This is a genomic window from Gordonia sp. 34D (assembly GCF_056682775.1).
Genome location: NZ_CM155293.1, coordinates 342,533 through 366,507, shown reverse-complemented (window position 1 = coordinate 366,507; position 23,975 = coordinate 342,533). Strand labels below are relative to the sequence as shown.

Annotated in this window: 23 protein-coding genes; 7 read left to right on the top strand and 16 right to left on the bottom strand. The window is 63.3% G+C overall.

The window, feature by feature from the left end; all coding sequences use genetic code 11:
• Nucleotides 1-27 precede the first annotated feature (27 nt).
• The 5 genes from AC1L34_RS01785 to AC1L34_RS01765 are packed head-to-tail and all read right to left on the bottom strand — an operon-like array spanning nt 28 to nt 5,523.
• On the bottom strand, nt 28-1,431 hold the full coding sequence (locus AC1L34_RS01785; RefSeq protein WP_424322679.1) for a vWA domain-containing protein: 1,404 nt from the start codon (nt 1,429-1,431) through the stop codon (nt 28-30).
• 7 nt (nt 1,432-1,438) lie between these two features.
• Complete coding sequence (locus tag AC1L34_RS01780) at nt 1,439-2,374, bottom strand: AAA family ATPase (RefSeq protein WP_424322678.1); 936 nt, start codon at nt 2,372-2,374, stop codon at nt 1,439-1,441.
• The gene (locus AC1L34_RS01775) at nt 2,371-3,630 is read right to left on the bottom strand and encodes a glutamate-5-semialdehyde dehydrogenase (protein ID WP_424322677.1); all 1,260 of its coding nucleotides are present in this window, start codon (nt 3,628-3,630) and stop codon (nt 2,371-2,373) included. The genes AC1L34_RS01780 and AC1L34_RS01775 overlap by 4 nt, the downstream gene beginning before the upstream one ends.
• Before the next feature lie 25 nt (nt 3,631-3,655).
• Nucleotides 3,656-4,828 carry a sensor histidine kinase gene (locus AC1L34_RS01770; protein ID WP_424322676.1) on the bottom strand — a complete coding sequence of 391 codons (1,173 nt, stop codon included), beginning with the start codon at nt 4,826-4,828 and terminating at the stop codon, nt 3,656-3,658.
• Nucleotides 4,825-5,523, bottom strand: coding sequence for a response regulator (locus AC1L34_RS01765; protein ID WP_424294162.1), 699 nt, complete (start codon nt 5,521-5,523; stop codon nt 4,825-4,827). The genes AC1L34_RS01770 and AC1L34_RS01765 overlap by 4 nt, the downstream gene beginning before the upstream one ends.
• 178 nt (nt 5,524-5,701) lie before the next feature.
• Between AC1L34_RS01765 and AC1L34_RS01760 the strand changes: the two genes are divergently transcribed.
• A complete protein-coding gene (locus AC1L34_RS01760) occupies nt 5,702-6,313 on the top strand; it encodes a DUF305 domain-containing protein (protein WP_424294163.1) in 612 nt (203 codons plus the stop codon).
• 21 nt (nt 6,314-6,334) lie between these two features.
• On the opposite strand, the gene AC1L34_RS01755 is transcribed toward AC1L34_RS01760, so the two are convergent.
• The 4 genes from AC1L34_RS01755 to AC1L34_RS01740 form a co-directional block, all read right to left on the bottom strand.
• Nucleotides 6,335-7,123 (bottom strand): HNH endonuclease family protein, encoded by a 789-nt coding sequence (locus tag AC1L34_RS01755; protein WP_424322675.1) that lies wholly within the window; start codon nt 7,121-7,123, stop codon nt 6,335-6,337.
• 64 nt (nt 7,124-7,187) lie between these two features.
• Nucleotides 7,188-7,616 carry a CBS domain-containing protein gene (locus AC1L34_RS01750; protein ID WP_424294165.1) on the bottom strand — a complete coding sequence of 143 codons (429 nt, stop codon included), beginning with the start codon at nt 7,614-7,616 and terminating at the stop codon, nt 7,188-7,190.
• A gap of 89 nt (nt 7,617-7,705) precedes the next feature.
• The gene (recG, locus tag AC1L34_RS01745; protein ID WP_424322674.1) at nt 7,706-9,985 is read right to left on the bottom strand and encodes an ATP-dependent DNA helicase RecG; all 2,280 of its coding nucleotides are present in this window, start codon (nt 9,983-9,985) and stop codon (nt 7,706-7,708) included.
• The gene (locus tag AC1L34_RS01740) at nt 9,985-11,613 is read right to left on the bottom strand and encodes a DAK2 domain-containing protein (protein WP_424294168.1); all 1,629 of its coding nucleotides are present in this window, start codon (nt 11,611-11,613) and stop codon (nt 9,985-9,987) included. Before AC1L34_RS01740 ends, recG begins: the two co-directional genes overlap by 1 nt.
• Before the next feature lie 289 nt (nt 11,614-11,902).
• Here AC1L34_RS01740 and rpmB point away from each other — a divergent pair, with 289 nt between their 5' ends.
• Both rpmB and AC1L34_RS01730 read left to right on the top strand, forming a co-directional pair.
• Nucleotides 11,903-12,094, top strand: coding sequence for a 50S ribosomal protein L28 (rpmB, locus tag AC1L34_RS01735; RefSeq protein WP_424294166.1), 192 nt, complete (start codon nt 11,903-11,905; stop codon nt 12,092-12,094).
• A 123-nt stretch (nt 12,095-12,217) separates the two neighbouring features.
• Nucleotides 12,218-13,006 carry an enoyl-CoA hydratase/isomerase family protein gene (locus AC1L34_RS01730; protein WP_424322673.1) on the top strand — a complete coding sequence of 263 codons (789 nt, stop codon included), beginning with the start codon at nt 12,218-12,220 and terminating at the stop codon, nt 13,004-13,006.
• A 44-nt stretch (nt 13,007-13,050) separates the two neighbouring features.
• Here the strand turns inward: AC1L34_RS01730 and AC1L34_RS01725 are convergent, their stop codons facing one another.
• From AC1L34_RS01725 to thiL, 3 genes are read right to left on the bottom strand one after another with little or no spacing between them, the layout of a single operon-like run.
• Nucleotides 13,051-13,728 carry a uracil-DNA glycosylase gene (locus tag AC1L34_RS01725; protein WP_424297163.1) on the bottom strand — a complete coding sequence of 226 codons (678 nt, stop codon included), beginning with the start codon at nt 13,726-13,728 and terminating at the stop codon, nt 13,051-13,053.
• A complete protein-coding gene (locus AC1L34_RS01720) occupies nt 13,728-14,249 on the bottom strand; it encodes a gamma carbonic anhydrase family protein (protein ID WP_424297161.1) in 522 nt (173 codons plus the stop codon). Before AC1L34_RS01720 ends, AC1L34_RS01725 begins: the two co-directional genes overlap by 1 nt.
• A gap of 18 nt (nt 14,250-14,267) precedes the next feature.
• Nucleotides 14,268-15,248: a thiamine-phosphate kinase gene (thiL, locus tag AC1L34_RS01715; protein ID WP_424322672.1), complete on the bottom strand. Its 981-nt coding sequence runs from the start codon at nt 15,246-15,248 to the stop codon at nt 14,268-14,270.
• A 79-nt stretch (nt 15,249-15,327) separates the two neighbouring features.
• Between thiL and AC1L34_RS01710 the strand changes: the two genes are divergently transcribed.
• Complete coding sequence (locus AC1L34_RS01710; RefSeq protein WP_424297158.1) at nt 15,328-15,900, top strand: DUF3515 domain-containing protein; 573 nt, start codon at nt 15,328-15,330, stop codon at nt 15,898-15,900.
• A gap of 58 nt (nt 15,901-15,958) precedes the next feature.
• Here the strand turns inward: AC1L34_RS01710 and AC1L34_RS01705 are convergent, their stop codons facing one another.
• Entirely contained in the window at nt 15,959-16,969 is a 1,011-nt protein-coding gene (locus AC1L34_RS01705) for an NAD(P)H-dependent glycerol-3-phosphate dehydrogenase (protein ID WP_424297157.1), read from the bottom strand.
• A 132-nt stretch (nt 16,970-17,101) separates the two neighbouring features.
• Between AC1L34_RS01705 and cofC the strand changes: the two genes are divergently transcribed.
• From cofC to AC1L34_RS01690, 3 genes are read left to right on the top strand one after another with little or no spacing between them, the layout of a single operon-like run.
• The gene (gene cofC / locus AC1L34_RS01700; protein WP_424322671.1) at nt 17,102-17,797 is read left to right on the top strand and encodes a 2-phospho-L-lactate guanylyltransferase; all 696 of its coding nucleotides are present in this window, start codon (nt 17,102-17,104) and stop codon (nt 17,795-17,797) included.
• 36 nt (nt 17,798-17,833) lie between these two features.
• Nucleotides 17,834-20,041, top strand: a complete 2,208-nt coding sequence (locus AC1L34_RS01695; protein WP_424296919.1) for an RNA degradosome polyphosphate kinase — start codon at nt 17,834-17,836, stop codon at nt 20,039-20,041.
• Nucleotides 20,041-20,940, top strand: a complete 900-nt coding sequence (locus AC1L34_RS01690) for an NUDIX domain-containing protein (RefSeq protein WP_480035069.1) — start codon at nt 20,041-20,043, stop codon at nt 20,938-20,940. Before AC1L34_RS01695 ends, AC1L34_RS01690 begins: the two co-directional genes overlap by 1 nt.
• A gap of 84 nt (nt 20,941-21,024) precedes the next feature.
• On the opposite strand, the gene AC1L34_RS01685 is transcribed toward AC1L34_RS01690, so the two are convergent.
• The 3 genes from AC1L34_RS01685 to leuC all read right to left on the bottom strand — a co-directional run bounded on the left by AC1L34_RS01685 (nt 21,025) and on the right by leuC (nt 23,919).
• The gene (locus AC1L34_RS01685) at nt 21,025-21,681 is read right to left on the bottom strand and encodes an HU family DNA-binding protein (RefSeq protein ID WP_424296916.1); all 657 of its coding nucleotides are present in this window, start codon (nt 21,679-21,681) and stop codon (nt 21,025-21,027) included.
• A 184-nt stretch (nt 21,682-21,865) separates the two neighbouring features.
• Nucleotides 21,866-22,456, bottom strand: a complete 591-nt coding sequence (leuD, locus tag AC1L34_RS01680) for a 3-isopropylmalate dehydratase small subunit (RefSeq protein WP_424296914.1) — start codon at nt 22,454-22,456, stop codon at nt 21,866-21,868.
• Between the two features lie 26 nt (nt 22,457-22,482).
• Nucleotides 22,483-23,919 carry a 3-isopropylmalate dehydratase large subunit gene (leuC, locus tag AC1L34_RS01675; protein WP_424322684.1) on the bottom strand — a complete coding sequence of 479 codons (1,437 nt, stop codon included), beginning with the start codon at nt 23,917-23,919 and terminating at the stop codon, nt 22,483-22,485.
• Nucleotides 23,920-23,975 lie beyond the last annotated feature (56 nt).

Genomic DNA, 23,975 nt, shown 5'->3' with positions numbered 1-23,975 from the left:
CGGTTGAGTTTACCCGTGGGTGAGCCGCTATACCGGCAGCAGGTCGGCGATAACCTTCGAAAGTTGGTCCGCATTGCGGCATTCAAACATCTCGATCACGTCCGCATATTTACTGGCATCGGAGTCGCCGGTGTCCCACGCGGTTTGGCGTTCGGGATTGAGCCAGTAGGCGTTGCGAACGCGGTCCCGCATCTCGGCAAGCGCGTCCGCATGGGTTGGCCGGAAGTTGTTGCGAGCATCGCCAAGGATCAGCAGCGCGCTCCGATGCGTCAATGAATCGCCATAACGCTGATTGAAACCCTTCAGCATGTGCCCGTAGTCGGAGTGTCCATCGCGCGTACTGATCGATGCCTCCGTCAGCATCCGGTGCATGCGTTCGCCGAACTGCTCATCACTGTTGCCGCGGTCGAAGAATTCGGTGACCTCGTCGACGGTGTCGACGAAGGCAAACACTCGAACGTGGGAAAACTGTTGCCGCAGTGCGTAAACAAGTTGGAGGGTGAACTGGCTAAAGCCGGAAACGGAACCGGAGACATCGCAGATGACGACCAGTTCCGGCTTACCCGGTCTCGGCTTGCGACGACGCAGGTCGATCGGCACGCCACCGGTCGACATTGACGCTCGGAGCGTGGCTCGCACATCGACTGCGGCATGTTTGTTGCGGCGGCGCCGGAACTCCAGTTTTGCTGCCAGTAGGCGGGCAATCGGGTCGATCGTTCGCCGCAGTTTCGACATGTCCTGCGGGCTGGCCGAGAAGAAGTCGATGAGTTCGGGCAACTTCGGAACCGCGTACTCGCCGACCGCATCGCGGCCACGAATTTCCGCCATCCGACGCTGAGTTTCGGTAGTGACGGCGTCGCGGAGTTGCTCGGTCGCGGCACGGGCAGCGCGACGATTCAACGGATCGGTACCGGCACGCTCCCCCGATTGCGTGTCTTGGCCGCCGGCCATCGCCGCGGCGATCCGCGCAATCAGGGTTTGCGGCGAGATCGCCGTCATCGCCTGATACACCGAATACGATTCGCCGCGGGCCGATTCGTACTGTCCCACTTCACCGACGATCATCGCGACCAACTGGTCGAAGCGGCCGTCGGTCATCGCGTCGGGGTCGGCCAGCAGATCGGCGGTCAGGTCTCGCAGCGCCGCGACGTCGATGTTGCCGTCGTCGTCGCGCGGGACCTCGATGGCACCGCGTCGAGCCGCTGAACCCAGCGGGAACCACAGTTCAAAACACAGGTCAAAAGTGTCTCGGTGCATGTGGTCACTGAGCAGTGTGGCCGCCAAACCCTCCCGCAGAGACTCCCGGTCGAGAAGGTCGAGGACGCTCATCGCTTGTCCCGCGTCGATCAGGCTCGACGGCCCCACGGTGATGCCGCGGGTACGCAGGTCTTCGACGAACCCGGTGAGCGTATCGACCAGTTGTGCCGTCATGCCGAACTCAACCCAACTTGAGTTCGCGCAGCGCCGTCTTCACATCGGGACGATGCTTCAGCACAACGCCGAGCGTCCGCGCGACAAGCGAATCGTCGATCGTTCCCGCTTCGGCTTCGGCGGGCGTCGTCATCGCCAAGAGCGTGTTGCCCCAGTCGATGGTTTCGGCGACCGACGGCTTCTTCCGAATATCGAGGGTGCGGAGCACACCGACGACCCGGACGATCTCGGCGGCCAGGCGCTCGGGGAGCTCGGGGACGCGGGAGGCGAGAATTTCCCGTTCCAGAGCCGCATCGGGAAAGTCGATGTACAGGTAGAGGCAACGCCGCTTGAGTGCCTCGGAAAGTTCACGGTTCGCGTTCGACGTCAACAAAACAATCGGTCGACGAGCGGCGGTCACGGTCCCCATCTCCGGAATGGTGATGGCGAAATCGCTGAGGATCTCGAGGAGCAATCCTTCAATGTCGACGTCGGCCTTGTCGATCTCGTCGATCAGCAGGACTGTCGGCTCGGAGCGGGAGATCGCGGTCAGCAGCGGTCGTGCCAGGAGGAACTCTTCGGAGAAGATGTCACCCTTGGTCGATTCCCAGTCGCGTTGACCGGCGGCCTGGATCGCGAGGATCTGCTTCGCGTGATTCCACTCGTAGAGGGCGCGGGCCTCATCGATGCCTTCGTAACACTGCAGGCGAATCAGTTCCGAGCCGGTGGCTTGCGCTAAGGCGCGCGCCAGTTCGGTCTTGCCAACACCGGCAGGCCCCTCCACCAGCAGGGGCTTCCCGAGTCGGTCGGCTAAGAAAGCTGTCGTCGCCGTGGCTTCATCAGCCAGGTACCCGGTTTGCTTCAACCGAGACCGGACATCATCGACATCGGTAAAGACCGGCGCAATGTTTGCGGTATCGGTGGTGACGTTGCTGCTGCCCTTGGTGATGTTGCTGCCCGTCACGCTGGCCGCACCTGTCCGTTGCCCCACACCAGCCATTTGGTTGAGGTGAGTTCCGGCAATCCCATCGGGCCGCGGGCATGCAATTTCTGCGTCGAGATACCGATCTCGGCACCGAACCCGAACTGCTCGCCATCGGTGAACGCGGTGGACGCATTCACCATGACGGCGGCGGCGTCGACGCGGTCGGTGAACTCCGTCGCTGCGGCGAGGTTGCCGGTGATAATGGCTTCGGTGTGCCCCGTGCCGTAGGTATCGATGTGGTCGATCGCGGCGTCGATGTCGTCGACCACCTTGATGGCGATATCGAGCGAAAGGTATTCGCGGTGCCAGTCTTCTTCGGTGGCCGGTTCCATACCCGGCTCCTCACCGTGAACCACGACGCCCTGAGCTTGCAGAGCTTGCGTGATCGAAGCGAGTGCGGTGTCGGCGATCGCGGAGTCGATCAGCACCGTCTCGACGGTATTACACACGCTCGGCCTGCGGGTTTTTGCATTCAGCACTACCCGTGTGGCGATGTCGAGGTCGGCGTCGCGATGCACAAAGATGTGGCAATTGCCGGTACCGGTCTCGATCGTTGGGACCTTGGCATTCTCGACAATCGCGTTGATGAGTCCCGCACCTCCGCGCGGAATCACCACGTCGACGAGGCCGCGGGCCTGGATTAGCGCAGTAACCGACTCGCGGGATTCACTCGGCAGCAGCGATACCGCATTGGGGTCCAATTTGTGGGCTTCCACCACCTCTCGCAAGACCTTAACGAGCGCAGCGTTGGAACTCGCCGCGGACGACGAGCCGCGCAACAGCACGGCATTGCCTGATTTGAACGCAATACCAAAGCCGTCGACCGTCACATTTGGTCGCGCTTCATAAACGAAGCCGACCACGCCGAGCGGCACGCGGACCTGCCGAAGTTCCAGACCATTCGGAAGCGTCTTTCCGGACAACACCTCGCCGATGGGGTCAGGGAGGCCCGCGACCTGCCGCAACCCGCTGGTGATACCCGCGACACGCTCTGCTGTCAGGCGGAGACGATCGACGAGCGACGATTCCGTCCCTTGGTCTTCGGCGCGCTGCACATCGATCGCGTTGGCGGCAAGGATGTCATCGGATGCGGCATCGATCGCCTCGGCGGCAGCCAGGAGGACAGCGTTCTTATCTGCGGTGGTCAACGACCCGAGCGTGCGTGCCGCCTTCTTCGCGGCGGTAGCGAGCTCGGTAACCACGGCGGTCACGTCAACGGTGGTGGGTGCACTCATGTCTCCAGGGTAGCCGTGCGGCCACTCACGCCACCGGCAGGCGCATGGTGAACACCGCGCCCGCACCTGGGCCGTCACTCGCCGCCCACAGTGTGCCGCCATGCTCTTCGACGAGGGCCCGCGCGATGGTGAGTCCGATGCCGCTCCCGCCGTGGTCGCGATCGCGGGCGGTGTCGGCTCGGTAGAAGCGGTCGAAGACGTGAGCCAGGTGTTCTGGTGCGATGCCCTCGCCGGTATCGGACACGGAGATCAGGACGTGGCCCGAGCCCGATGAGTTAGAGCCCGCCTTCCACGGCTTGACGTGAGATGGCTCCTGCTTCGACGACACTCGCACAAGGCCGCCGGTCGGCGTGTGCCGGAGCGCATTGTTCAGCAGGTTTCCGAGGACCTGCCCCATGCGTGCCGGGTCAACCTCGATGGTGACGGCTGGCGCGTCGTCCAGTCGCAGCGCTACTCCCTTGGCCGCGTACTTTTGAGCAGCCGCGGCGATCGCGGTCTCCTGCAAGGCGCGGTCAGTGGTGCGGACAGGAATCACCGACAATGCCCGCTCTTGTGCCCGCGACACCGATGAGACGTCTTCGGCAAGTCGCCGCAAACGGTCGGTTCCGGCGTGCAGAATCGCCATCGTGTCACCGTCGGGTTGTCGCACCCCATCGTCAATCGCTTCCAGGTACGAGTCGATGGTTGCCAACGGCGTCCGCATCTCGTGCGCCAGATCTGACAGCATGCGCCGGCGCGTGGCCTCGCTGGCTTCCAACTGCTGGGCGAGTCGGTTGACGGCGTCGGCGAGATCGTCGAACTCGCGTCCCAGCCCGCCGTCTGCGACCCGGGTGTCGTAGCGACCGTCGGCGATCTGCGCGGTCGACGCCGCCACGGCGGTGACCGTCCGCTGCACCCGTCGAGCCAGGTACCAACTCAAGGCCAGCGCCAAGATTGCGGATACGACTGCCGCCAACCCCCACGACAATCCCACCGCGTCGGTGAAGGCACGCTCCACGTGCATCGCCTGATTGGAGTTCTGATCAATCCCCGCCTGATGGAGATGGTCGTGGAAAATATTCGGTGCCATCAGCCATGCGACCAGAAGCGCGCTACCGGCGGTGGCCAGCACTACCACCGTCATCGCCAGCATCAACCCGGTTCCGACCGCGAACCGCCATGCCCGCCGACCCGGAGGCGCTTGGGGTGACTCGGTCATTCGCCGGTCCCCATTCGGTAGCCCACGCCACGGACGGTCCGCACGTACCGGCCGCGAGCGGCATCGTCGCCGAGTTTTCGACGCAAGTGGCCAATGTGCACATCAACCATGTGGTCGTCACCGACCCACTGCGGTCCCCACACGGTGTCGATGAGGAGCGCCCTGGAGTAGACCGTTCCCGGAGACGACGACAAGGCCGTCAGAATGTCGAACTCGGTGCGGGTCAGGTGGATCGATTTGCCCGCGACCATCACTTCCCTACCCGGCACATCAATCGCCAGATCACCGAAGACGCGCGACTGCTCGCTCGCTCCCGCCCCGGTGAACCCGCTACGCGGTCGACGCATGCGGGCTTGGATTCGGGCAGTCAACTCGCGCGGGCTGAACGGTTTCGTCATGTAGTCGTCCGCACCAACCGACAGTCCGACGAGGGTGTCGACTTCGTCGGCGCGCGCAGTCAGCATCACCACGTAGGCGTCGGAGAAGGTCCGCAGTTGCCGGCACACTTCGACCCCGTCCAAGCCTGGTAGGCCTAGGTCAAGGACCACCACATCCGGATCAACGCTCCGCGACATCGCGACAGCCGCGATGCCATCGCCGGTCACGCTCACCTCGAACCCGGCACGCTCCAAATACTGCGCCACCAACGACGCCAACGCCGCCTCGTCTTCCACCACCATCGCCCGTGCTGACATGCCTTCATCATCACCGGTATCCGCCGTGCGGGGCACCCTCGCCCGGTGCCGGGCACCGACATCTTGAGCAAACCTTTACTTAACGACTAACGAACCCGCCGAGTCCATCGGGCACACTGGCTGGCATCAAGCCTCCATGTTGTATGCATCGGAAATCGTCTACTGAAGGATTGTCATCGTGAGAACTCGTCCCGTCGTCACCGCAATCGTCGCCGTCGCGGTAGCCGTTGGTGTTGCCGCCTGCAGCCCCAACGAAGAACCCTCGGATATGCCGCACGATATGTCGACGATGTCGACGCCCCATCACATGCCTTCGGCCAGCGCGCCGGCAACCGGCGAGCACAACGCCGCCGACACGATGTTTGCGCAGATGATGTTGCCGCACCACGAACAAGCCCTCGTGATGAGCGACATCATTCTCGGCAAGTCCGACATTCCGCAGCAGGTGACTGATATCGCCAAGCAGATCAAGGACGCCCAGGGCCCGGAGATCGCCCAGCTGAAAGAGTGGCTGACCACATGGGGCGAGCCGGTCAGCGTGCCGATGGACCACGAGATGGACGGCATGCTGTCGGAGGCTGAACTGCAGCAGTTGCGTGAGGCTCAGGGCAATGCCGCCGCCAAGCTGTTCCTGGAGCAGATGATTGAGCATCACGAAGGTGCCGTCGACATGGCCGAAGACGAGATCGAAGACGGCAAGAACGCCGACTCGATCGCCATGGCACGCAGCATCGTCGAATCCCAGCAGAAGGAAATCGACACCATGAAGGAAATGCTCAAGGGCCTCTAGTCGGCCCGCAATTGCGTTACGTCAGCAGTTTCCTAACGCCGATTTCAGCGTCTTCTTTGATGGCGCGTCGATTGGCAGTTGGTAGGCGATGAGCACAGAGATGAACGCGACAGCGTACTGGCAGTGAAAGCCGCGCAGCGGTGGCATCCAGCGGGCCGGTTCCGCGTCGGACTTTTCCTGGTTGCTCGCGGCATCGGTCGCGACGAGGTTCGCGGGGTCGTTGGCCATCGCCCACCGTTTACCCGCTGGCCAGTCGCGGGCACCCATGTCCCAGGCGTAGGCAAGCGGTACGACGTGATCGATCTGCACTGACGCGGATCCGCGTCCCCGCGCGAAGATCACCCGACGACCGGTGTATGGGCTGGTGAAGCTTCCGGCCGCAACGGCTTCGGGGCACGAATTGATCGGTGTTCGCGCCGTTACCGCCAGGTCCCGGGACAGGATGTCGTTTCGGGTGTCGCAGGCATTGCCCGCTCCGACGACGGACGCGTCGTCGGTCCATGCCGGACCAAAGCTGGCTCTGTTGTAGTTGCTGTCGTGGGGTGGGCGATGGTCGCGGACCGTCAACGAGTCCAGGTCCGTCCGGGCTGCGGTAACCGTGGCCGCTGGCAATCTCTGCGACTGCGGCGCGACGTGCGTTCCCCACGCAACAAACAGCGAGACCGCTGCAAACGCGGCGAGGCCAATCCATTGCCGAGGGGCCAGTCGGATTTGACCTGTCCGATGGTGCGATTGCATCCACTTCCAGCGTTGCCTTGATCGCCACCAGCTTTCGCGGACCACTCGGCGCACATCTGAGAACCAGCGCATGCCCTTTTAGACGCACGCGGGCACCGTTCGGTTCCACAACACGCCGCAGGCGCACCAAACCGGGTCAGTGCTGGATGTACTGAACGAGATGCTCGCGTTCGGTGACGAGTTCGTCGATCGCGCTCTTGACCACATCACCGATGCTGATGATGCCAACGAGTTGCCCGTCGTCAAGGACCGGAAGGTGCCGGATGCGGTGCTCAGTCATCGTTTCCCGCAGGCCTTCAATCGGGTCGTTCGGCGAGCATGTGTGCACAATCGGGGTCATGATTCCGGAGATTGGGCCATCGAGGACCAATGCACCCCCGGAATGTAGGCGTCGGACGATGTCTCGTTCGGACGCGATACCGGCGAGGGCCCCGTTCTCATCGAGCACCACCACCGCCCCGATATTCCATTCATCAAGGGTTGCGAGCAGGCTCCGCACCGTCGCGCTCGCGCGCACGGTAATGACGCCGCTTCCCTTTCGCATCAAGATTCTCGAGATCCGCATGGCCGTCCTCCACCCCGCGTGAGCTGACTTCGACACCTATAGAATCCGCCATTTGTGCCGAAAAGGCCAGGGTGCCGACCAGATTGGGTCTACGACTTTTCGAGGTACCCGGCGCGCGACGGCAGCAGAATTGACTGGACGAGTTCGGCAAGCGGCTGGTGCGCAACAAGTTCCGGGTCGGCGAGCACAATCTCTTCGGCAAGCTGGCGGGCATCGGCAATGACATCGGTGTCATCGAGCAGCGACAGAAAACTCAGCGAGCTCTTGCCACCCGACTGCAGCGAACCGAGGACGTCGCCCTCCCGTCGCTGCATCAAGTCGACACGCGCCAACTCAAAACCGTCGGTGCTTCCTTCGACGGCGCGGAGTCGTTCCATCGACTGGCCCATCTCGGAGGCCGACGTCATGAGCAGGCAAAGTCCGGCGTGCTGACCTCGCCCGACGCGACCGCGCAACTGGTGCAGCTGACTGACGCCGAACCGCTCGGCGTTCACGATCACCATCATGGTGGCGTTCGGAACGTCAACGCCAACCTCGATGACGGTGGTGGCGACCAAGACATCGATCTCGCCGCGGGTAAACGCATCCATTACGTCGGTCTTCTCGTCAGCTGGCAGCCGACCATGCAGAATCCCGATTCGGCGTCCGGCAAGCGGTCCGCCCGCCAATTGATCGGCCATGTCGAGGACCGAGATGGTGTCGTCTTCAGGTTCGGGCCCGTCCGCCTTCTTGACACCCTTCTTCTTCGCGGCCTTCGCGTTGGTCTGCTCGTCGCCGATCTTGGTGCACACCACATACACCTGACGACCCTTGTCAATTTCTTCGCCAGCTCGGGCCCACGTGCGGTCAACCCACGACTGCTTGCCCATTTGCACCACGCTCGTGGTGATCGGTTGACGCCCGCGAGGCAGTTCGGTCATCGTCGACGTGTCTAAGTCACCGAAGGTAATCATGGCGACAGTTCTCGGGATGGGCGTCGCCGTCATCACGAGGAAGTGCGGGCGGGTCGCGTCACGACCTTTTCCGCGCAGGACGTCGCGTTGTTCCACGCCGAAGCGGTGCTGCTCGTCGACCACCACCATGCCGAGGTCGAAGAATTCGACGTGTTCCTCCAGGAGCGCGTGGGTGCCGATAACGATGCCCGCTTCGCCAGTCACCGCGTCAAGAAGCACCTGCCGTTTGGCTGCGGTCGGCAGCGAACCGGTGAGGAGCCCGATGCGGGTCGCGCCGTCGGCGGCTCCGAGTTCACCGGCGCGAGCGAGATCCCCGAGCATCGTCATGACGGTCCGGTAGTGCTGTGCGGCAAGCACTTCCGTGGGCGCCAGAATGGCGCACTGGTGGCCGTTGTCGACGACGCGGAGCATCGCCAGCAACGAAACGAGAGTCTTACCGGAACCGACCTCACCCTGCAGTAGTCGATTCATCGGATGCTCGTCGGCCAGGTCTTCGCCGATCTCGGCGATGACGTCTTTCTGACCACTTGTCAGTTGGAATGGCAAGGTGGCGAGGAGTTTGTCTTCCAACCCGCCCGGCACATGGCTGCACGGCCGCGCCGTCTCGTCGACGACACTGAGACGTCGGCGCGCGAGTTCAGTCTGAATGGCGAGCGCTTCATCGAACTTGAGCCGGTCACGGGCGGCGTCAATATCGTCGAGCGAGTCGGGCAAGTGGATCCGGTGGATAGCTTCGTCGCTGGTGATGAGGCGACGTTCGGTCCGTTCCTGATCGGTCAGCGGATCGGCGGCAGGAATCGTATCGGCGAGAACCTGGCGGACAGCGCGCCAGATCTCCCACGTCTGTACTTCTTTGGTTGCCGGGTACATCGGGATGATGTCGCGAGAAAAGTTCGCCACATCGTCAGGGGAAGCAGTAGACCCTGACTTCGACCCGCCCGCATCGGCTTCGTCGGCCTGGAGTTCATTCAGCAGGGAGGGGCTGCCAACGACGTCGATCCCGTCGTCGTCGGGCATCACCATCCAGTCGGGGTGCGACAGTTGGATTTGGTTGTTGAACAGTTTCACCGTGCCAGCGAGCGCCACCCGAGTACCGGGCTTCATCTTGCTCTGGATCCAATGGGCGTTGAAGAAGCTGGCTTCGTAGCGGGCACGACCGTCGTTGACGACAATCTTCAGGAACTTGCCGTACCTGCGCTTCATCGAAATCATGTCGGACTTCTCGACGCGACCGATGACGGTAATCCATTCGCCAGGTTCCGGGCGCTGGGATTCCGAGAGATGGCCACGCCGAATGTATCGGCGCGGCACGTAGCGGAGGAGTTCACCGACCGTCGTGAGTTCCAGGCTTGCGAGCTTCTTCACCAGCGCCGCTTCGACGCCGGAGTCGGTGAGCGGTGAGGTCATCGTCAACATCACTCGATCCCCACCTGTAGCAGGTCGGAGGTTTGACCAGTTTGGTACATGGCGAGTTCGATGCCCGGGTAACTCGCGTGGAGGTGTTGGGCGATGCGCTCACGCGACGACTCATCAAGGTCGCGGCCAGCGAGCACCGTGACCATTTCACCGCCGGTCGCGAGCATGAGGTCGAGCAGCGCCGTCGCGGCCTGCCATTGCTCAGGCGCAATAACCAGGACGTCGGAGCCGATTAGGCCCAGCGTGTCACCAATTTCGCAGGTACCTGCGAGCGTCATCATTTTGCTATTCGAGTGGACCAGCGATCCCCAGCGGGTGCCCGCTGCGGCCTCAGCCATGGCGAATGCATCAACGTCGGGCTCGCCGTCTGGGTCGTGGACGGCCAGAGCTGACAGGCACTGCACCATTGACAGGGTCGGCAGAAAGACAACGGACCGCTGCGTGGAGCGGGCCTCGGCACCCACTTGCACGAGGTCTTGGGACGACATCATGCCGTTGCCCATCACCACCACGTGCGCACTGTCGGTGTCGAGGATCGCCTTTGTCAGGGTTGCCGGGTGGATACCGTGATCGGCGCGCACCGCGGACGCGCCCGCTTCGGCGAACAGTTCGGCGGCACCGTCGCCGGTAACGAGGGCGACAACCGCCCGCTTGAACCGGGCTGGCGGCTCGTTGGCACCCGGCGCGGCGCGTATCGCGTCGAGGGCAAAGCAACTAATGCGAATGTCGGTGAGGCGACCTAGTGCCGCACCGACTTCGACGACGGCACCGGGATCGTTGGTGTGGATGTGAACCGAGAATCGTTCGGCTTCAGATGAACTGTCGCCGACGATCACGATGGAGTCACCGAGTTCGGTGAGGCGTTCGCGCAGGGCACCGATCTGCGCCCCCTCGGCTCCGTCGAGCAAGTACATGACTTCGAAGTCGGTGTCGCCTGCTCCCTCGCACGAATGGTCGTGACCGGTACCGCCGCCACCCGCGGTGAGGATGCCCCGGTATGACCGGCGTTTGTTTGAGACTCCCGTGATCACCAGGACGAGGGCATCGGCCATCACCAAGAAACCGCGTGCACCGGCATCGACGACGCCAGCATTCGCCAGTTCCGGTAACTGTTCGGGCGTTAACTCGAGCGCTTCGGCGCAGTTATCAGCGATTGCGCGCGCAAAATCGGCGGGTGATTCGGAAACGTTGTTCGATGCCGTTTCGGCGGCGACGCGAAGAATGGTGAGAATGGTGCCCTCGCGCGGGGCACTGACCGCTCTGCGGGCACCGAGCGCAGCCAGTCGCAGTCCAGTGGTGCACAGTCGATTGAAACTGGGGTCGTCCTCGACTACCGCGAGGTCGGCGGCGTCGGCCAATCCGACCAGGATCTGCGACAAGATGATGCCGGAATTGCCGCGGGCATTCGCCACGGCGGCATCGGCCAGAGCGCGGGTGACAGTGGCGGCACCAGCGTCTGTTGGCAGGTCGGCGAGGACTTCGACGGCCTTGGTCATGGTGTTCGCCATGTTGCTGCCGGTGTCGGAGTCCGGAATGGGGAAGACGTTGAGGTCGTTGATTTCTGACCGCATGGCAGTCAGGCCCTCGGCGCAGGCCTGCGCCCAATCGCGCAGCAAGTGCGGATTCATCGCAGTGCTGCCATCACCGGATCCTGTCACCACAGCCTTTCCGTCCCCACCAAAATCGGTGTGCCTATTTCGGTGTGCCGTCTGTGTGTCCGAGGCTACCGTCTGCCTCCGACAACGGTGCGCGCCTCCCCTTCGGCGTACGCGGGCGATGGCCAGCGGCAATGGGCCCGATTTGAACTGTCACCGATATCCCAGTTACTCTTGTCTGGTTGCCGATTAGTGCTGCGCTCTTTGCGCGCTCGAGATCGGCGGAACATTGACCACGATTTTCTACCAAGGGAGTACGACCATGGCTGCAGTTTGCGATGTTTGCGGCAAGGGCCCCGGCTTCGGCAAGTCGGTTTCGCACTCGCACCGCCGGACCAACCGTCGCTGGAACCCGAACATCCAGTCTGTGCGCGTTGAGGTCGCCCCGGGCAACAAGAAGCGCAAGAACGTCTGCACTTCTTGCCTGAAGGCCGGCAAGACCGTCTCCGCCTAAGGCTCTTAAGTTTTTACCAAAATCGCCGCCCGACGACATGTCGGGCGGCGATTTTATGTTTGACAAATTATCGCCTCCCGCCCACTCACCTCCCCCTACCGAGCGTTCCGTAAAGTTGTCGCCATGGCTTCCGATCTCATCAACGTCAACGACGCAGGCGTCCTCACCCTGACCGTGTCCACCAGCGCAGCGGGCACTTCCCTCGATCATGAACTCGTGATGGAGTCCCGTGAAGCACTGCGTTCAGTGACTCGCGGCAAGCTCGACGCCGGGGCCATTGTGTTGCGCGGCGCGGGCAAGAACTTCTGTGCGGGCGGCAATGTCGCTAAGTTCGCCGACGCTCCCGATCGTGGCGACTACCTGCGCGGCTTGGCCGACGATATGCACTCGATGATCGAGTTCCTGTGGGAAACCGAATTGCCCGTCGTTGCGGCGGCACAGGGTTGGGCCGCCGGTGCGGGAATGAGCCTGGTTCTGCACGCGGACGTTGCTATCGGCGGCACATCGACCAAGATGCGTCCGGCCTACCCCGGCATTGGCTTGTCTCCCGATGGCGGTATGTCGTGGCTGCTGCCGCGGGTAGTTGGCGCGGCCCGGGCGCGCCACATCATCATGACCGACCAAATCCTCGACGCCACTCGCGCTTTGGAACTGGGGATCCTGTCGGAGGTCGTCGAGGATGACTCCGTAGTCGACACCGCCTACGACACCGCAGCCCAACTCGCCGCGGGTCCGCGCGGATCGTATTCGGCAATCCGCAAGCTGTTGCAGGCCTCGGCGACCAATTCGCTGACCGATCACCTCGCCGCCGAAGCCGCGTCTATCTCGGCACTCGGAAATACGGCCGAGGGTATCGAGGGCATCAACGCCTTCCTTGAGAAGCGGCGCCCCGACTATCCCGGCGTCCGCTAGACCAGCGGCGTCGCGGGTGGCGAACCCCGGGAGTCTGGATGAGCTTAGGGAAGCCGCCAGTCGACGGGGTCGCCGCCCAGATCCATCAGTTCTTCGTTGGCGCGGGAAAATGGCTTTGACCCGAAGAATCCGCGTGACGCCGACAGCGGCGATGGGTGCACCGATTCGATGGTCGGAACATCGGGTAACCATTCGGCGAGGCTGCGAGCATCATTGCCCCACAGGATCGCGACGAGCGGCTCATCGCGGGCAGCGAGGGCCCGAATCGCGCATTCGGTGACTTCTTCCCACCCCTTTTTGCGGTGCGATGCGGGCTCGCCCGGCGATACCGTCAGTACGCGATTGAGCAACAGCACGCCCTGCCGTGCCCATGGCGTCAGGTCGCCGTTGGTTGGCATGGGGAAGCCCAGGTCGTCGCAGTATTCCTTGTAGATGTTCTGCAACGATCGTGGCACCGGTTGCACATCGGGCGCGACGGAGAAGCTCAGGCCAACGGCATGCCCGGGCGTCGGATAGGGGTCCTGCCCGACGATCAGTACGCGAACGTCGTCGAAAGGGTCGGTGAAGGCGCGCAAGACGTTGGCTCCTGCGGGCAAATACCTGCGGCCGGCCGCATTCTCTGCGCGCAGGAAGTCGCCCATTTCCGCGATCTTGGCTTCGACCGGTTCCAGGGCCACCGCCCAACTGGGGTCAATGATCTCGGCGAGGGGTTTGGCACTCATCAGTCGAGCCGCCGCAGGTTCTCGCGGTAGAACTTCGCATTCTCGAAGTACAGTTTCGCGTTCATCTCGGTGTGATTCTCGGGAACTTGATAACCCTCGCGAATCTTGGCTGGCACGCCGAGCGCCATGGACCGCTCTGGGAGTTCAAAACCGTAGGGCACGACGGCACCGGCACCAATCACCGAGCCGGCACCGATCACCGAACGGTTCAGCACGATCGATCCCGACGCGATGAGGCAGTTATCGCCGATAACTGCTCCTTCGATGTGGGCGTTGTGTCCCACTACGCACTGGGCACCGATCTCTGTGTGCTCAGAGAAGGTGCAGTGGATGATCGTGCCGTCTTGAATGTTGGTGCGTCGGCCGATCGTGATGGAGCCATAGTCGCCGCGTAGTACCGCCCCCGGCCACACCGAGACCCCGTCCTCGAGCGTTACCGAGCCGATGACGGTGGCATCGGGATGAATAAAGACGTCTTCGCCAAGCGTCGGCTCGCGATCGCCGAGTGCATATACAGCCATGCGGTCGATCTAATCAGGTCAGGTACTGGTGAACGACTGCCACCCACGAATATTGCCGACTGGTCGACCGTCGATGAAGGCACCCGGCTCCCCCTCGGTGGCGACCCCGACGACTGTCCAGCCGTCCGGGACCGTGCCGGGCGCGAAGGACGCCAGGAGTTCGTGCTCCTCACCGCCGGCCAGGGCCCAGCGATGCGGTTCGACCCCCAGGGCACCACCCAATCGGTCCAGATCCTTCGCGTGCGGGACTTTGTTCGCATCGACGTCGAGCCGAACGGTGGAGGCCTGGGCCATGGTGATGAGTTCTTCAACGAGGCCGTCGGAGATATCAGTCATCGCGTGCGCACCAACTTCGGCGGCGATGCGGCCTTGCGCAAGGTCGGGCTGAGGCAGTCGATACTGCGCCACCAGTGACGAATACTGCTGGAGAAGGACCGGGTCCGCGCCGTGGTCGACGGCGGCAAGCGCCGCCAGTCCCCCGGCCGGGCCACCGAGTGGCCCGCTGACCGCGAGGACGTCACCCGCGAGTGCCCCTGCGAGCGTGACCGCAGGTCCGGCCTGCAGCACGCCGAGCGAAGTCACGGTCAAGATCACCTCTGACGACGAGACGAGGTCGCCGCCAAGCACGCGAGCACCGTAACGGTGGGTCTGTGCAACGATGCCCGCGTTGATTTCCAAGACTCGGTCGACGGGAGTGGCGGGCGGACAGCCAATCGAAACGACCACCCCCGTTAAGACACCGCCCATGGCACCGATATCAGCGGCGCTTTGCACCACGGCACGCGAGCCAATCTGGCGCGGACTCGACCAATCGAACCGGAAATGACGACCGGAGACTGCGGTATCGGTGCTGACCACAACCGGGCCTGGTGCGGTAAAGACGGCGGCATCGTCACCGGAGCCAATCACCACATCGGTCGAGTCACGAGCGCTTGAGCGTGCCGCTTGCGTGAACATCGCGATCAGCGCGCGCTCCCCGACTTCTCCGACCGTCTTCACGGCCCCGATGCTACCGCTAGCCCGTTGCTCGCCTATCTCTCGATTTCACCCAGCAGACAACTTCGACCACACTTGAGGCATGAGCGACGGCACTGACAAGCCCACGACGGACAGCCCTAAAGAGACGCCCGAAGAGCCCAAACTGAGCCCGGCCCTGATCGCGACATTGGTGGCAGTCCCCACGATGGTGATCATCGGGTTCCTGGTCTACGCGGCCATGAACTTTTCCTCGGCCCCGGACGAAGAGAAGGCGGCACCGGTCGAGTCGTATGGCACCGTCCAGGCCGACGTCGCCAAGTGCACCGAGTTCATCAAGGTGCTGCCCACAACGTTGGGCGACTACTCCGAACGCACGATCGACGGCACGACTGTCCGGTGGGATAAGCCCGGCGAGCAACCGGTGGTTCTCCGCTGCGGGGTCACCCGCCCCGCAGGGTTGGCACCGACGAGTTCGTTGCAGGTCATCAACCCAATCCAGTGGTTCATGACCGACTCGGTCGAAGGCGAAGGCCAGGCATACGTGAGCGTCGACCACCGGCCCTACGTTGCGATGTGGGTTCCGGTCGGCGCGGGCAACGCACCGATCACCGATGTTTCAGCATTGATCGATCAACACCTGCCGCGCGCACCCCTCGACTTCGGTCCCGCGTAGGAAAAATCCCCGCGCTGGCAGAGTCCCCGAAGTAGGCAGAGTCCCCGAGTGGGCAGAGCTAGGCGGGCCCGTAGACCTCTGGCTTGGTGCTGCGTCCGAGCAGCGAGCTGACCATCTCCGGGACCGACATGCCCTCGTGGCACACGCTGTGGACCGCTTGCGTCAATGGCATCTCAACCCCGTGCAGTTCGGCGAGCGCCAGCACCGACGACGATGATTTCACGCCCTCGGCGACCTGACCGTTTGTGGCCGCCTGCGCTTCTTCGAGCGTGGCACCCTCGCCCATGCGGGCACCAAAGCTTCGGTTCCGCGACAGCGGTGACGAGCAGGTGGCGACCAGGTCGCCGATGCCCGCGAGTCCGGCGAGCGTGGTGATGTCGGCACCGAGCGCCATTCCGAGACGGATCGTTTCGGCCAGTCCGCGGGTGATGATGGTCGCCAGGGTGTTCTCCCCAAATCCCATGCCGGATGCCATTCCGCAAGCCAACGCGATCACGTTCTTCGCGGCACCGCCGATCTCGCAACCGATGACGTCGGTGTTGGTGTACGGACGGAAGTAGCCGGTCGCGACGGCTTCCTGCACCCGCTTGGCCTGATCTTCGTCAACGCACGCGACAACCGTCGCGGCTGGCTGCCCCTGCGCGATCTCTTTGGCAAGGTTAGGTCCGGTCAGGACCGCAATCTGGCGGGCCGGGAAGCCGGTGACTTCGCCGATCACTTCGCTCATTCGCATCCCGGTACTCGTCTCGACGCCCTTGGCGAGGGACAGCAGGATGGCGTCAGCGGGCAGATGCTCGCGCCACTGCTCAAGATTGCCGCGCAACGACTGCGACGGCACCGCACACACCACCAGATCGGTATCGGCGAGCGCCTCGGCTACCGAGGTGACGCCGCGGATCCCGGAAGGCAGTGTGATGCCCGGCAGGTAATCGGAGTTCTCGTGATTGGAGTTGATCTGGTCGACGAGATCGCTGCGCCGTGCCCAGATCTTGACGTCGTTGCCCGCATCGGCGAGAACTTTCGCCATCGCGGTCCCCCAGGATCCTGCACCCATCACTACTGCACGCAACGTCGCACTCCTTCACTGACCTGTGCCGAACCCATGGCACCTTCCGAGACGAATATCGCTCCAGCCTATCCGCAGGGGGCACAGTCCGCGCCGAGTACCGCATGCCGAAGGCGGTACTGCACCATGGTGACTATGCCCGTGAAGTCTTCGGTGGCCGTCGTCCTCGCCGTCAAAGCGCTGGACGCTGCCAAATCACGTCTGTCACAAGAGGTTCCGTCAGACGTCCAGCGCCGCGAGGTGGTCGCGGCCATGCTGGCCGACACCATGGCCGCGGTCAGGGGTGCCGAGGTGAAGCGCTTCACCGTCGTCAGTCCCGACCCGGCAGTGCACCGTCTTGCCCAGGAATTCGGCGGTCTGGGCATCGATGAGCCAGCACTCATCAGTGGTTTGTCGCCATTGAATACGGCACTGCTGACCGGGATCGCTGCCAGCGCCGCGACTGCGGATCTGGCCGCCGCACTGCAGGCCGATTTGGCTGCCCTCGACACACCAACCCTCCGGCAGGCACTCGCGGCAGCGCGTACCGCGATCGACAGCGGCGCACCAGCCGCCTTTGTCGCCGACCGGTCTGGCGAAGGGACCGCACTACTGGTGGTCCGCACCAGCGGCCCGTTGACGCCCCGATTCGGGCCCGGTTCGGCGGCGGCGCACCGGGCGGCAGGAGCAGTCGAACTCGATCCGAACCGACTGCAGTGGCCACGACTGCGGACCGACGTCGACACGCCGGAAGACCTCGCTACCGCGCGGGAGCTGGGGCTGGGACCGCGAACGGCGGCGGCATTGGAGGGGTCAAACCGACACGCGCGAGAGACCAAACCGGCCAGCTGACGAGACAGCACCGGGCCGATAGTTCACAATTGACCCGTGAGTGCCACGGACGAGATTGATGACGAGACCCAAACTGCCCTACCTACCGCGCTGCCTGCGGAAACCGTGGATCCCGATGAGGCCGCCGATCTACCCGTCGACCGATATTTCAACCGCGAGCTGAGCTGGCTCGATTTCAACTCGCGGGTGCTGGCGCTCGCCGAAGATGTATCGCTGCCCCTGCTGGAGCGGGCCAAGTTCCTGGCGATTTTCGCCTCGAACCTCGACGAGTTCTTCATGGTGCGAGTCGCTGGCCTGAAGCGGCGCGACGAGACCGGACTTTCGGTGAGGTCCGCTGATGGCCGATCCCCGCGGGAACAGCTGCAAATGATCGCCACTCGCGCGCAGAAGATCGCCGACCGGCAGGCGCGCACCTTCCGCGAATCGGTGCTGCCCGCATTGCACGCCGAGGGCATCAAGATCGTCGGCTGGGACGAGTTGACGCTGCCCCAGCGCGAACGGATGCAGGCGCACTTCCACAATGAGCTATTCCCCATCCTGACTCCCCTGGCCGTCGACCCGGCTCACCCCTTCCCCTATATTTCTGGCCTGAGCTTGAACCTTGCCGTCACCGTCAAGGGCTCCGGTGATTCCAACAACGGCAACGCGGGCCAGTACGACGGCGAGCACTTTGCGCGAGTGAAGGTGCCCGACAATGTGAACCGCTTTGTGCGCGTCGACCAACTGGTGCCGTCAGATGCCCCTGACGTCTCTCAGCCCGCACTATTCTTGCCGGTCGAGAACCTCATCGCGGCCAACCTGTCCGAGTTGTTTCCCGGCATGGAAATCGTTGACCACCACGTGTTCCGCGTGACTCGCAATGCCGACTTCGAGGTTGATGAGGACCGCGACGAGGACCTGCTGCAGGCACTCGAGAGGGAGTTGGCTCGACGCCGCTTCGGTTCACCGGTCCGCTTGGAGGTGGGCGACGACATGAGCGAGCACATGCTCGACCTGTTGCTCCGCGAACTCGACGTGAACCCGGCCGACGTCATCACGGTGCCCGGGTTGTTGGATCTGACCTGCCTGTGGCAGATCTACGGCATCGACCGCCCGCAGCTTAAGGAGCGGCCTTTCGTTCCCGCGACGCACCCGGCATTCGGCGAGCGTGAAACCCCCAAGAGTATCTTCTCCACGCTCCGTGAGGGCGACGTCCTCGTCCAGCACCCCTACGACTCGTTCTCCACGAGCGTGCAGCGCTTCATCGAGCAGGCCGCTGCCGACCCGCACGTGCTGGCGATCAAGCAGACCCTCTACCGAACGTCGGGTGACTCACCGATCGTCGACGCCCTGATCGACGCGGCCGCCGCGGGCAAACAGGTCGTTGCCCTCGTGGAACTGAAGGCCCGCTTTGATGAGCAGGCCAATATCAAATGGGCACGCGCGCTGGAACAGGCCGGCGTGCACGTCGTTTACGGTCTCGTCGGACTGAAGACGCACTGCAAGACGTGCCTGGTGATCCGTCGCGAAGGTTCCACACTGCGCCGCTACTGCCATATCGGTACCGGCAACTACAACCCGAAGACTGCCCGACTGTACGAAGACGTGGGCCTGTTCACTGCGGCCCCCGAGATCGGGTCCGACCTGACCGACCTGTTCAATACGTTGACCGGCTACTCACGCAAGCAGGAATATCGGAACCTGTTGGTGGCTCCGGCGGGCATCCGGACCGGCATCATCGACCGCATCAACGGGGAGATCGCCGCGAAGCGTGCGGGCAATATCGAAGCACGCGTCCGACTCAAGGCCAACGCGCTGGTCGACGAGCAGGTGATCGACGCACTGTATCGGGCATCTCAGGCTGGCGTACCCGTCGAGGTGGTTGTCCGCGGCATCTGTGCCCTGCGGCCGGGCGTCGAAGGCCTCAGCGACAACATCGTGGTCCGGTCGATCCTCGGCCAGTTCTTGGAACACTCACGCATCCTGCATTTTGGCACGCAGGGCGAATACTGGATCGGTAGCGCCGACATGATGCACCGCAACCTTGACCGTCGCGTTGAGGTGATGGTGCAAGTCCGCGATCGCCGACTGACCGCCGACCTGCAGGATATTTTCGATTCTGCACTCGATCCGCGCACCCGGTGCTGGGAGTTGCAGGCCGACGGTTCGTGGCAGGCACAACCCGCGGCGGGCGAGCAAGTCCGAGATCATCAGCGCCAGATGATGATTCGCAAGCGCCACCGCGCCGAGTCGACCAAGTCGTAATGCCCGATCCAACACGCATCGTATGGGCCGGAGGAGGGGTCCTGTGGAAGCCGAGCAAATCAGCGGGCGTCAAAGTCGCGCTGGTGCACCGGCCCAGCTACGACGATTGGTCGCTGCCAAAAGGTAAAGCCGAGCCGGGTGAGATCCTGCCGGTAACTGCGGCTCGGGAAATCGTCGAAGAGACCGGCTATGAGGCTCGGATGGGCCACTACCTGCAAACCGTTGGTTACAAGCTCGGTTCCGGCGTACCCAAGCGGGTCAGTTACTGGGCTGTCGAAGCCGTGGGCGGAAGTTTCCGAGCCAGCCGCGAATGCGACGATCTCAAGTGGCTTCCCATTCCCGACGCGATCGACAAGGTCAGCTATGCCGCCGACGAGGCCGTCCTGCACACCTTCGCGGCGCGACCTATCTTGGAGTTGCACACGATGGTCGTCGTGCGGCATGCCTGGGCCGGGACACCCGAAAACTGGGCTAGCGACGACCGCGACCGACCGCTCGACAAACGCGGGACCAAGCAGGCTGCCGCGTTGGCGAAACTGCTACCACTTTTCGGCGTTCACCGGTTGCACGCGGCAGACATGCTGCGCTGCATGCAAACACTGATGCCATTGGCCGAAGCACTCCGCGCCGAAATCAAACCCGAGCCGACCCTGTCGGAAGTGGCGTTCGCCGCCGACCCCGAAGCCGGATACGAGCGGATCCGGAAACTCGGCAACAAGACCGGCGCCATTCATGCCGTATGCAGTCAGGGCAGAGTAATCCCGCCGGTGCTGCGGCGGTGGGCCAACGTCGACGGGGTACGGCTTCCCGACTCCGATAACGGCAAAGGCAGCGTCTGGATTCTCACCACGCACGACGGCGATCTGATTGCTGCCGACTACATTCCCAGCACAATCTAAAGACAGACGCGACGGCTACCTTCACGCCGCGACTTATCGCCTATTCGTCGTAAAAGCCCGCGGGCGTAACCCGGAAATCCACTGCTACTTCGCAGTGGTCTTCTTTGCGGTTGTCTTCTTTGCTGGGGTCTTCTTTGCCGGAGTCTTTTTAGCAGCGGCTTTTGATGCCGCAGTTTTGGTTGCGGCAGCGGTCTTGGCGGCAACCTTTTTCGCCGGTGCCGCCTTCTTCGCCGCCGACGTCTTCTTCGCGGCCGTCTTTTTCGCTGCCGTCTTCTTCGCGGCAGTCGCCTTAGCTTCTGGCGCCTTAGCTGCTGGCGCCTTCTTAGCTGCCGCAGTTGTCTTGGTCGCGGCCTTCTTCGCTGCTGTCTTCTTGGCCGCTGTCGGCTTTGCTGGGGTCTTACCGGCCGGGGCGTCAGTCTCGGCCGAAGCGCGTTTGACCGCGGGCTGGCCTGCCTTCAGCTTTTGCTTACCTGAGACGATTGCCTTGAACTGTGCACCCGGCCGGAAGGCGGGGACAGACGTGGCCTTCACCTTCACGGTCTCGCCGGTCCGGGGGTTGCGAGCTACACGTGCTGCGCGACGGCGCTTTTCGAAAACTCCGAAGCCGGTGATTGTGACGCTTTCACCTTTGTTCACGGCGCGAACAATGGTGTCGATCACCTGCTCCACATAGTTAGTCGCGGTCTTTCGATCCGCGTCGAGTCGCTTCGTGAGTTCCTCGATGAGCTCTGCCTTGTTCATCCGTACCTCCGGAGGTCGCGCTGGCCGGGACGCACCAGCTAACCCACACGGTAAACGGATTGGCGGAAAAATTGCGGAAACCAGCACAAATTCCTACGAAAAGTTAGCTGGCAGAACAGAACACTCACAGATAAAGCCGAATTCGACTCTCTCCGTGAGTGTTCTGAATGCCCCGCGAGTTAAATCACGGCAGGGTTGTGGGTTTGAACGAGGGCCGGCGCTCTTCGTACGCGGTGATCGCATCCGTCTCGCGGAGGGTCAAACCAATGTCGTCGAGCCCCTCGAGCAGGCGCCAGCGCGTGTAGTCGTCAATCTGGAACGGGACCACGAGGTCGCCAGCGGTCACCGTCTTGTCTTCCAGACTGACCGTGATTTCCAGACCGGGCTCAGCGTCGAGACGCTTCCAAATCAGGTCAATATCCGACTGATCTACTTGTGCCGCAACCAGTCCGGCCTTACCCGCGTTGCCACGGAAGATGTCGGCGAAGCGGGAGGAGATCACCACGCGGAAGCCGAAATCCATGAGTGCCCACACCGCGTGCTCGCGAGATGAACCGGTGCCGAAGTCAGCGCCGGCAACGAGCACCGAGCCCTTGCTCCACGGTTCGTTGTTGAGAATGAACGACGGGTCGCCTCGCCAGCCGGCAAACAAGCCGTCTTCAAAGCCGGTGCGCGTGACGCGCTTCAGGTAGACGGCCGGGATGATCTGGTCGGTGTCAACGTTGCTGCGCTGCAACGGGACTCCGACACCGGTGTGAGTGATGAACGGTTCCATGTCAGGTCCTTGTCTTTCGTCGCGAGTCAGCTGAGGTCTGCCGGGGCCGAGAGGGTTCCGCGCACGGCGGTCGCGGCGGCAACCGCAGGCGACACCAGGTGCGTCCGTCCGCCGTTGCCCTGACGTCCTTCAAAGTTGCGGTTCGACGTCGACGCGCAACGCTCCCCCGGAGCCAACTGATCGGGATTCATGCCAAGACACATCGAGCAGCCCGCCATGCGCCACTCAGCGCCAGCCGCGGTGAAGACCTCGCCGAGGCCTTCTTCTTCGGCCTGCGCGCGAACCTTCATCGAACCCGGAACCACCAGCATGCGCATGCCTTCGGCAACCTTTCGGCCACGGAGCACCTCGGCTACCGCACGCAGGTCCTCGATGCGGCCGTTGGTGCACGACCCAACGAACACCGTGTCGACCTTGACCTCGCGGAGCGGGGTGCCCGGCTTCAGGTCCATGTACTCCAACGCCCGTGCGGCGGCCAGGGATTCAGCCTCGTCGACAATGTCTGCCGGATCCGGGACATTGGCACCCAGCGGCAGACCCTGGCCGGGGTTGGTACCCCAGGTGACAAACGGGGTGAGCTCGGAAGCGTTGATGTGGACTTCGCGGTCAAACACGGCGTCGTCGTCGGTGCGAAGCGAATCCCAGTACTCGACGGCGGCATCCCATTCCGCGCCCTGCGGTGCGTGCGGGCGGCCCTTGAGGAATTCGTATGTGACGGCGTCGGGGGCAATCATGCCCGCGCGAGCGCCAGCTTCGATCGACATGTTGCAGATCGTCATTCGGGCTTCCATCGACAGCTTTTCAATAGCGCTGCCGCGGTACTCCAGGACATGGCCCTGGCCGCCGCCGGTTCCGATCTGGGCGATGATCGCCAGGACCAAGTCTTTGCTCGTGACGCCGTCGGGCAGTTCGCCGTCGACGGTGATCGCCATCGTCTTGAACGGGCGCAGCGACAGCGTCTGCGTCGCCATGACGTGCTCTACCTCAGACGTGCCGATGCCCATTGCGAGCGCACCGAATGCACCGTGCGTGGAGGTGTGGCTATCGCCGCAGACTACGGTCATGCCGGGCTGAGTGAGACCCAGCTGGGGTCCCACGACGTGCACGATGCCCTGCTCGGCGTTGCCCATCGGGTACAGACGGACGCCGAACTCTTCGCAGTTCTTGCGCAGTGTTTCCACCTGCAGTGCTGAAACCTGGTCGGCAATCGGACTGAAGATGTCGACGGTCGGAACATTGTGATCTTCGGTCGCGATCGTCAGGTCTGGCCGTCGCAGCGGGCGGCCAGCCATGCGGAGGCCGTCGAAGGCCTGCGGGCTGGTCACCTCGTGCACGAGGTGCAGGTCGATGTAAATCAGGTCGGGGTTGTAGTTGCCGCTCGCATCTGCCTCGCCGGGGACCACAACGTGGTCGTCCCAGACTTTCTCGGCCAGCGTGCGCGGTTTTCCGGCGCTCTGCGTCATGAGCTCACTCGCATCTTCTAGTAGTTCCGCCTGCGCCGAGGCGAGCAGTCCGCACT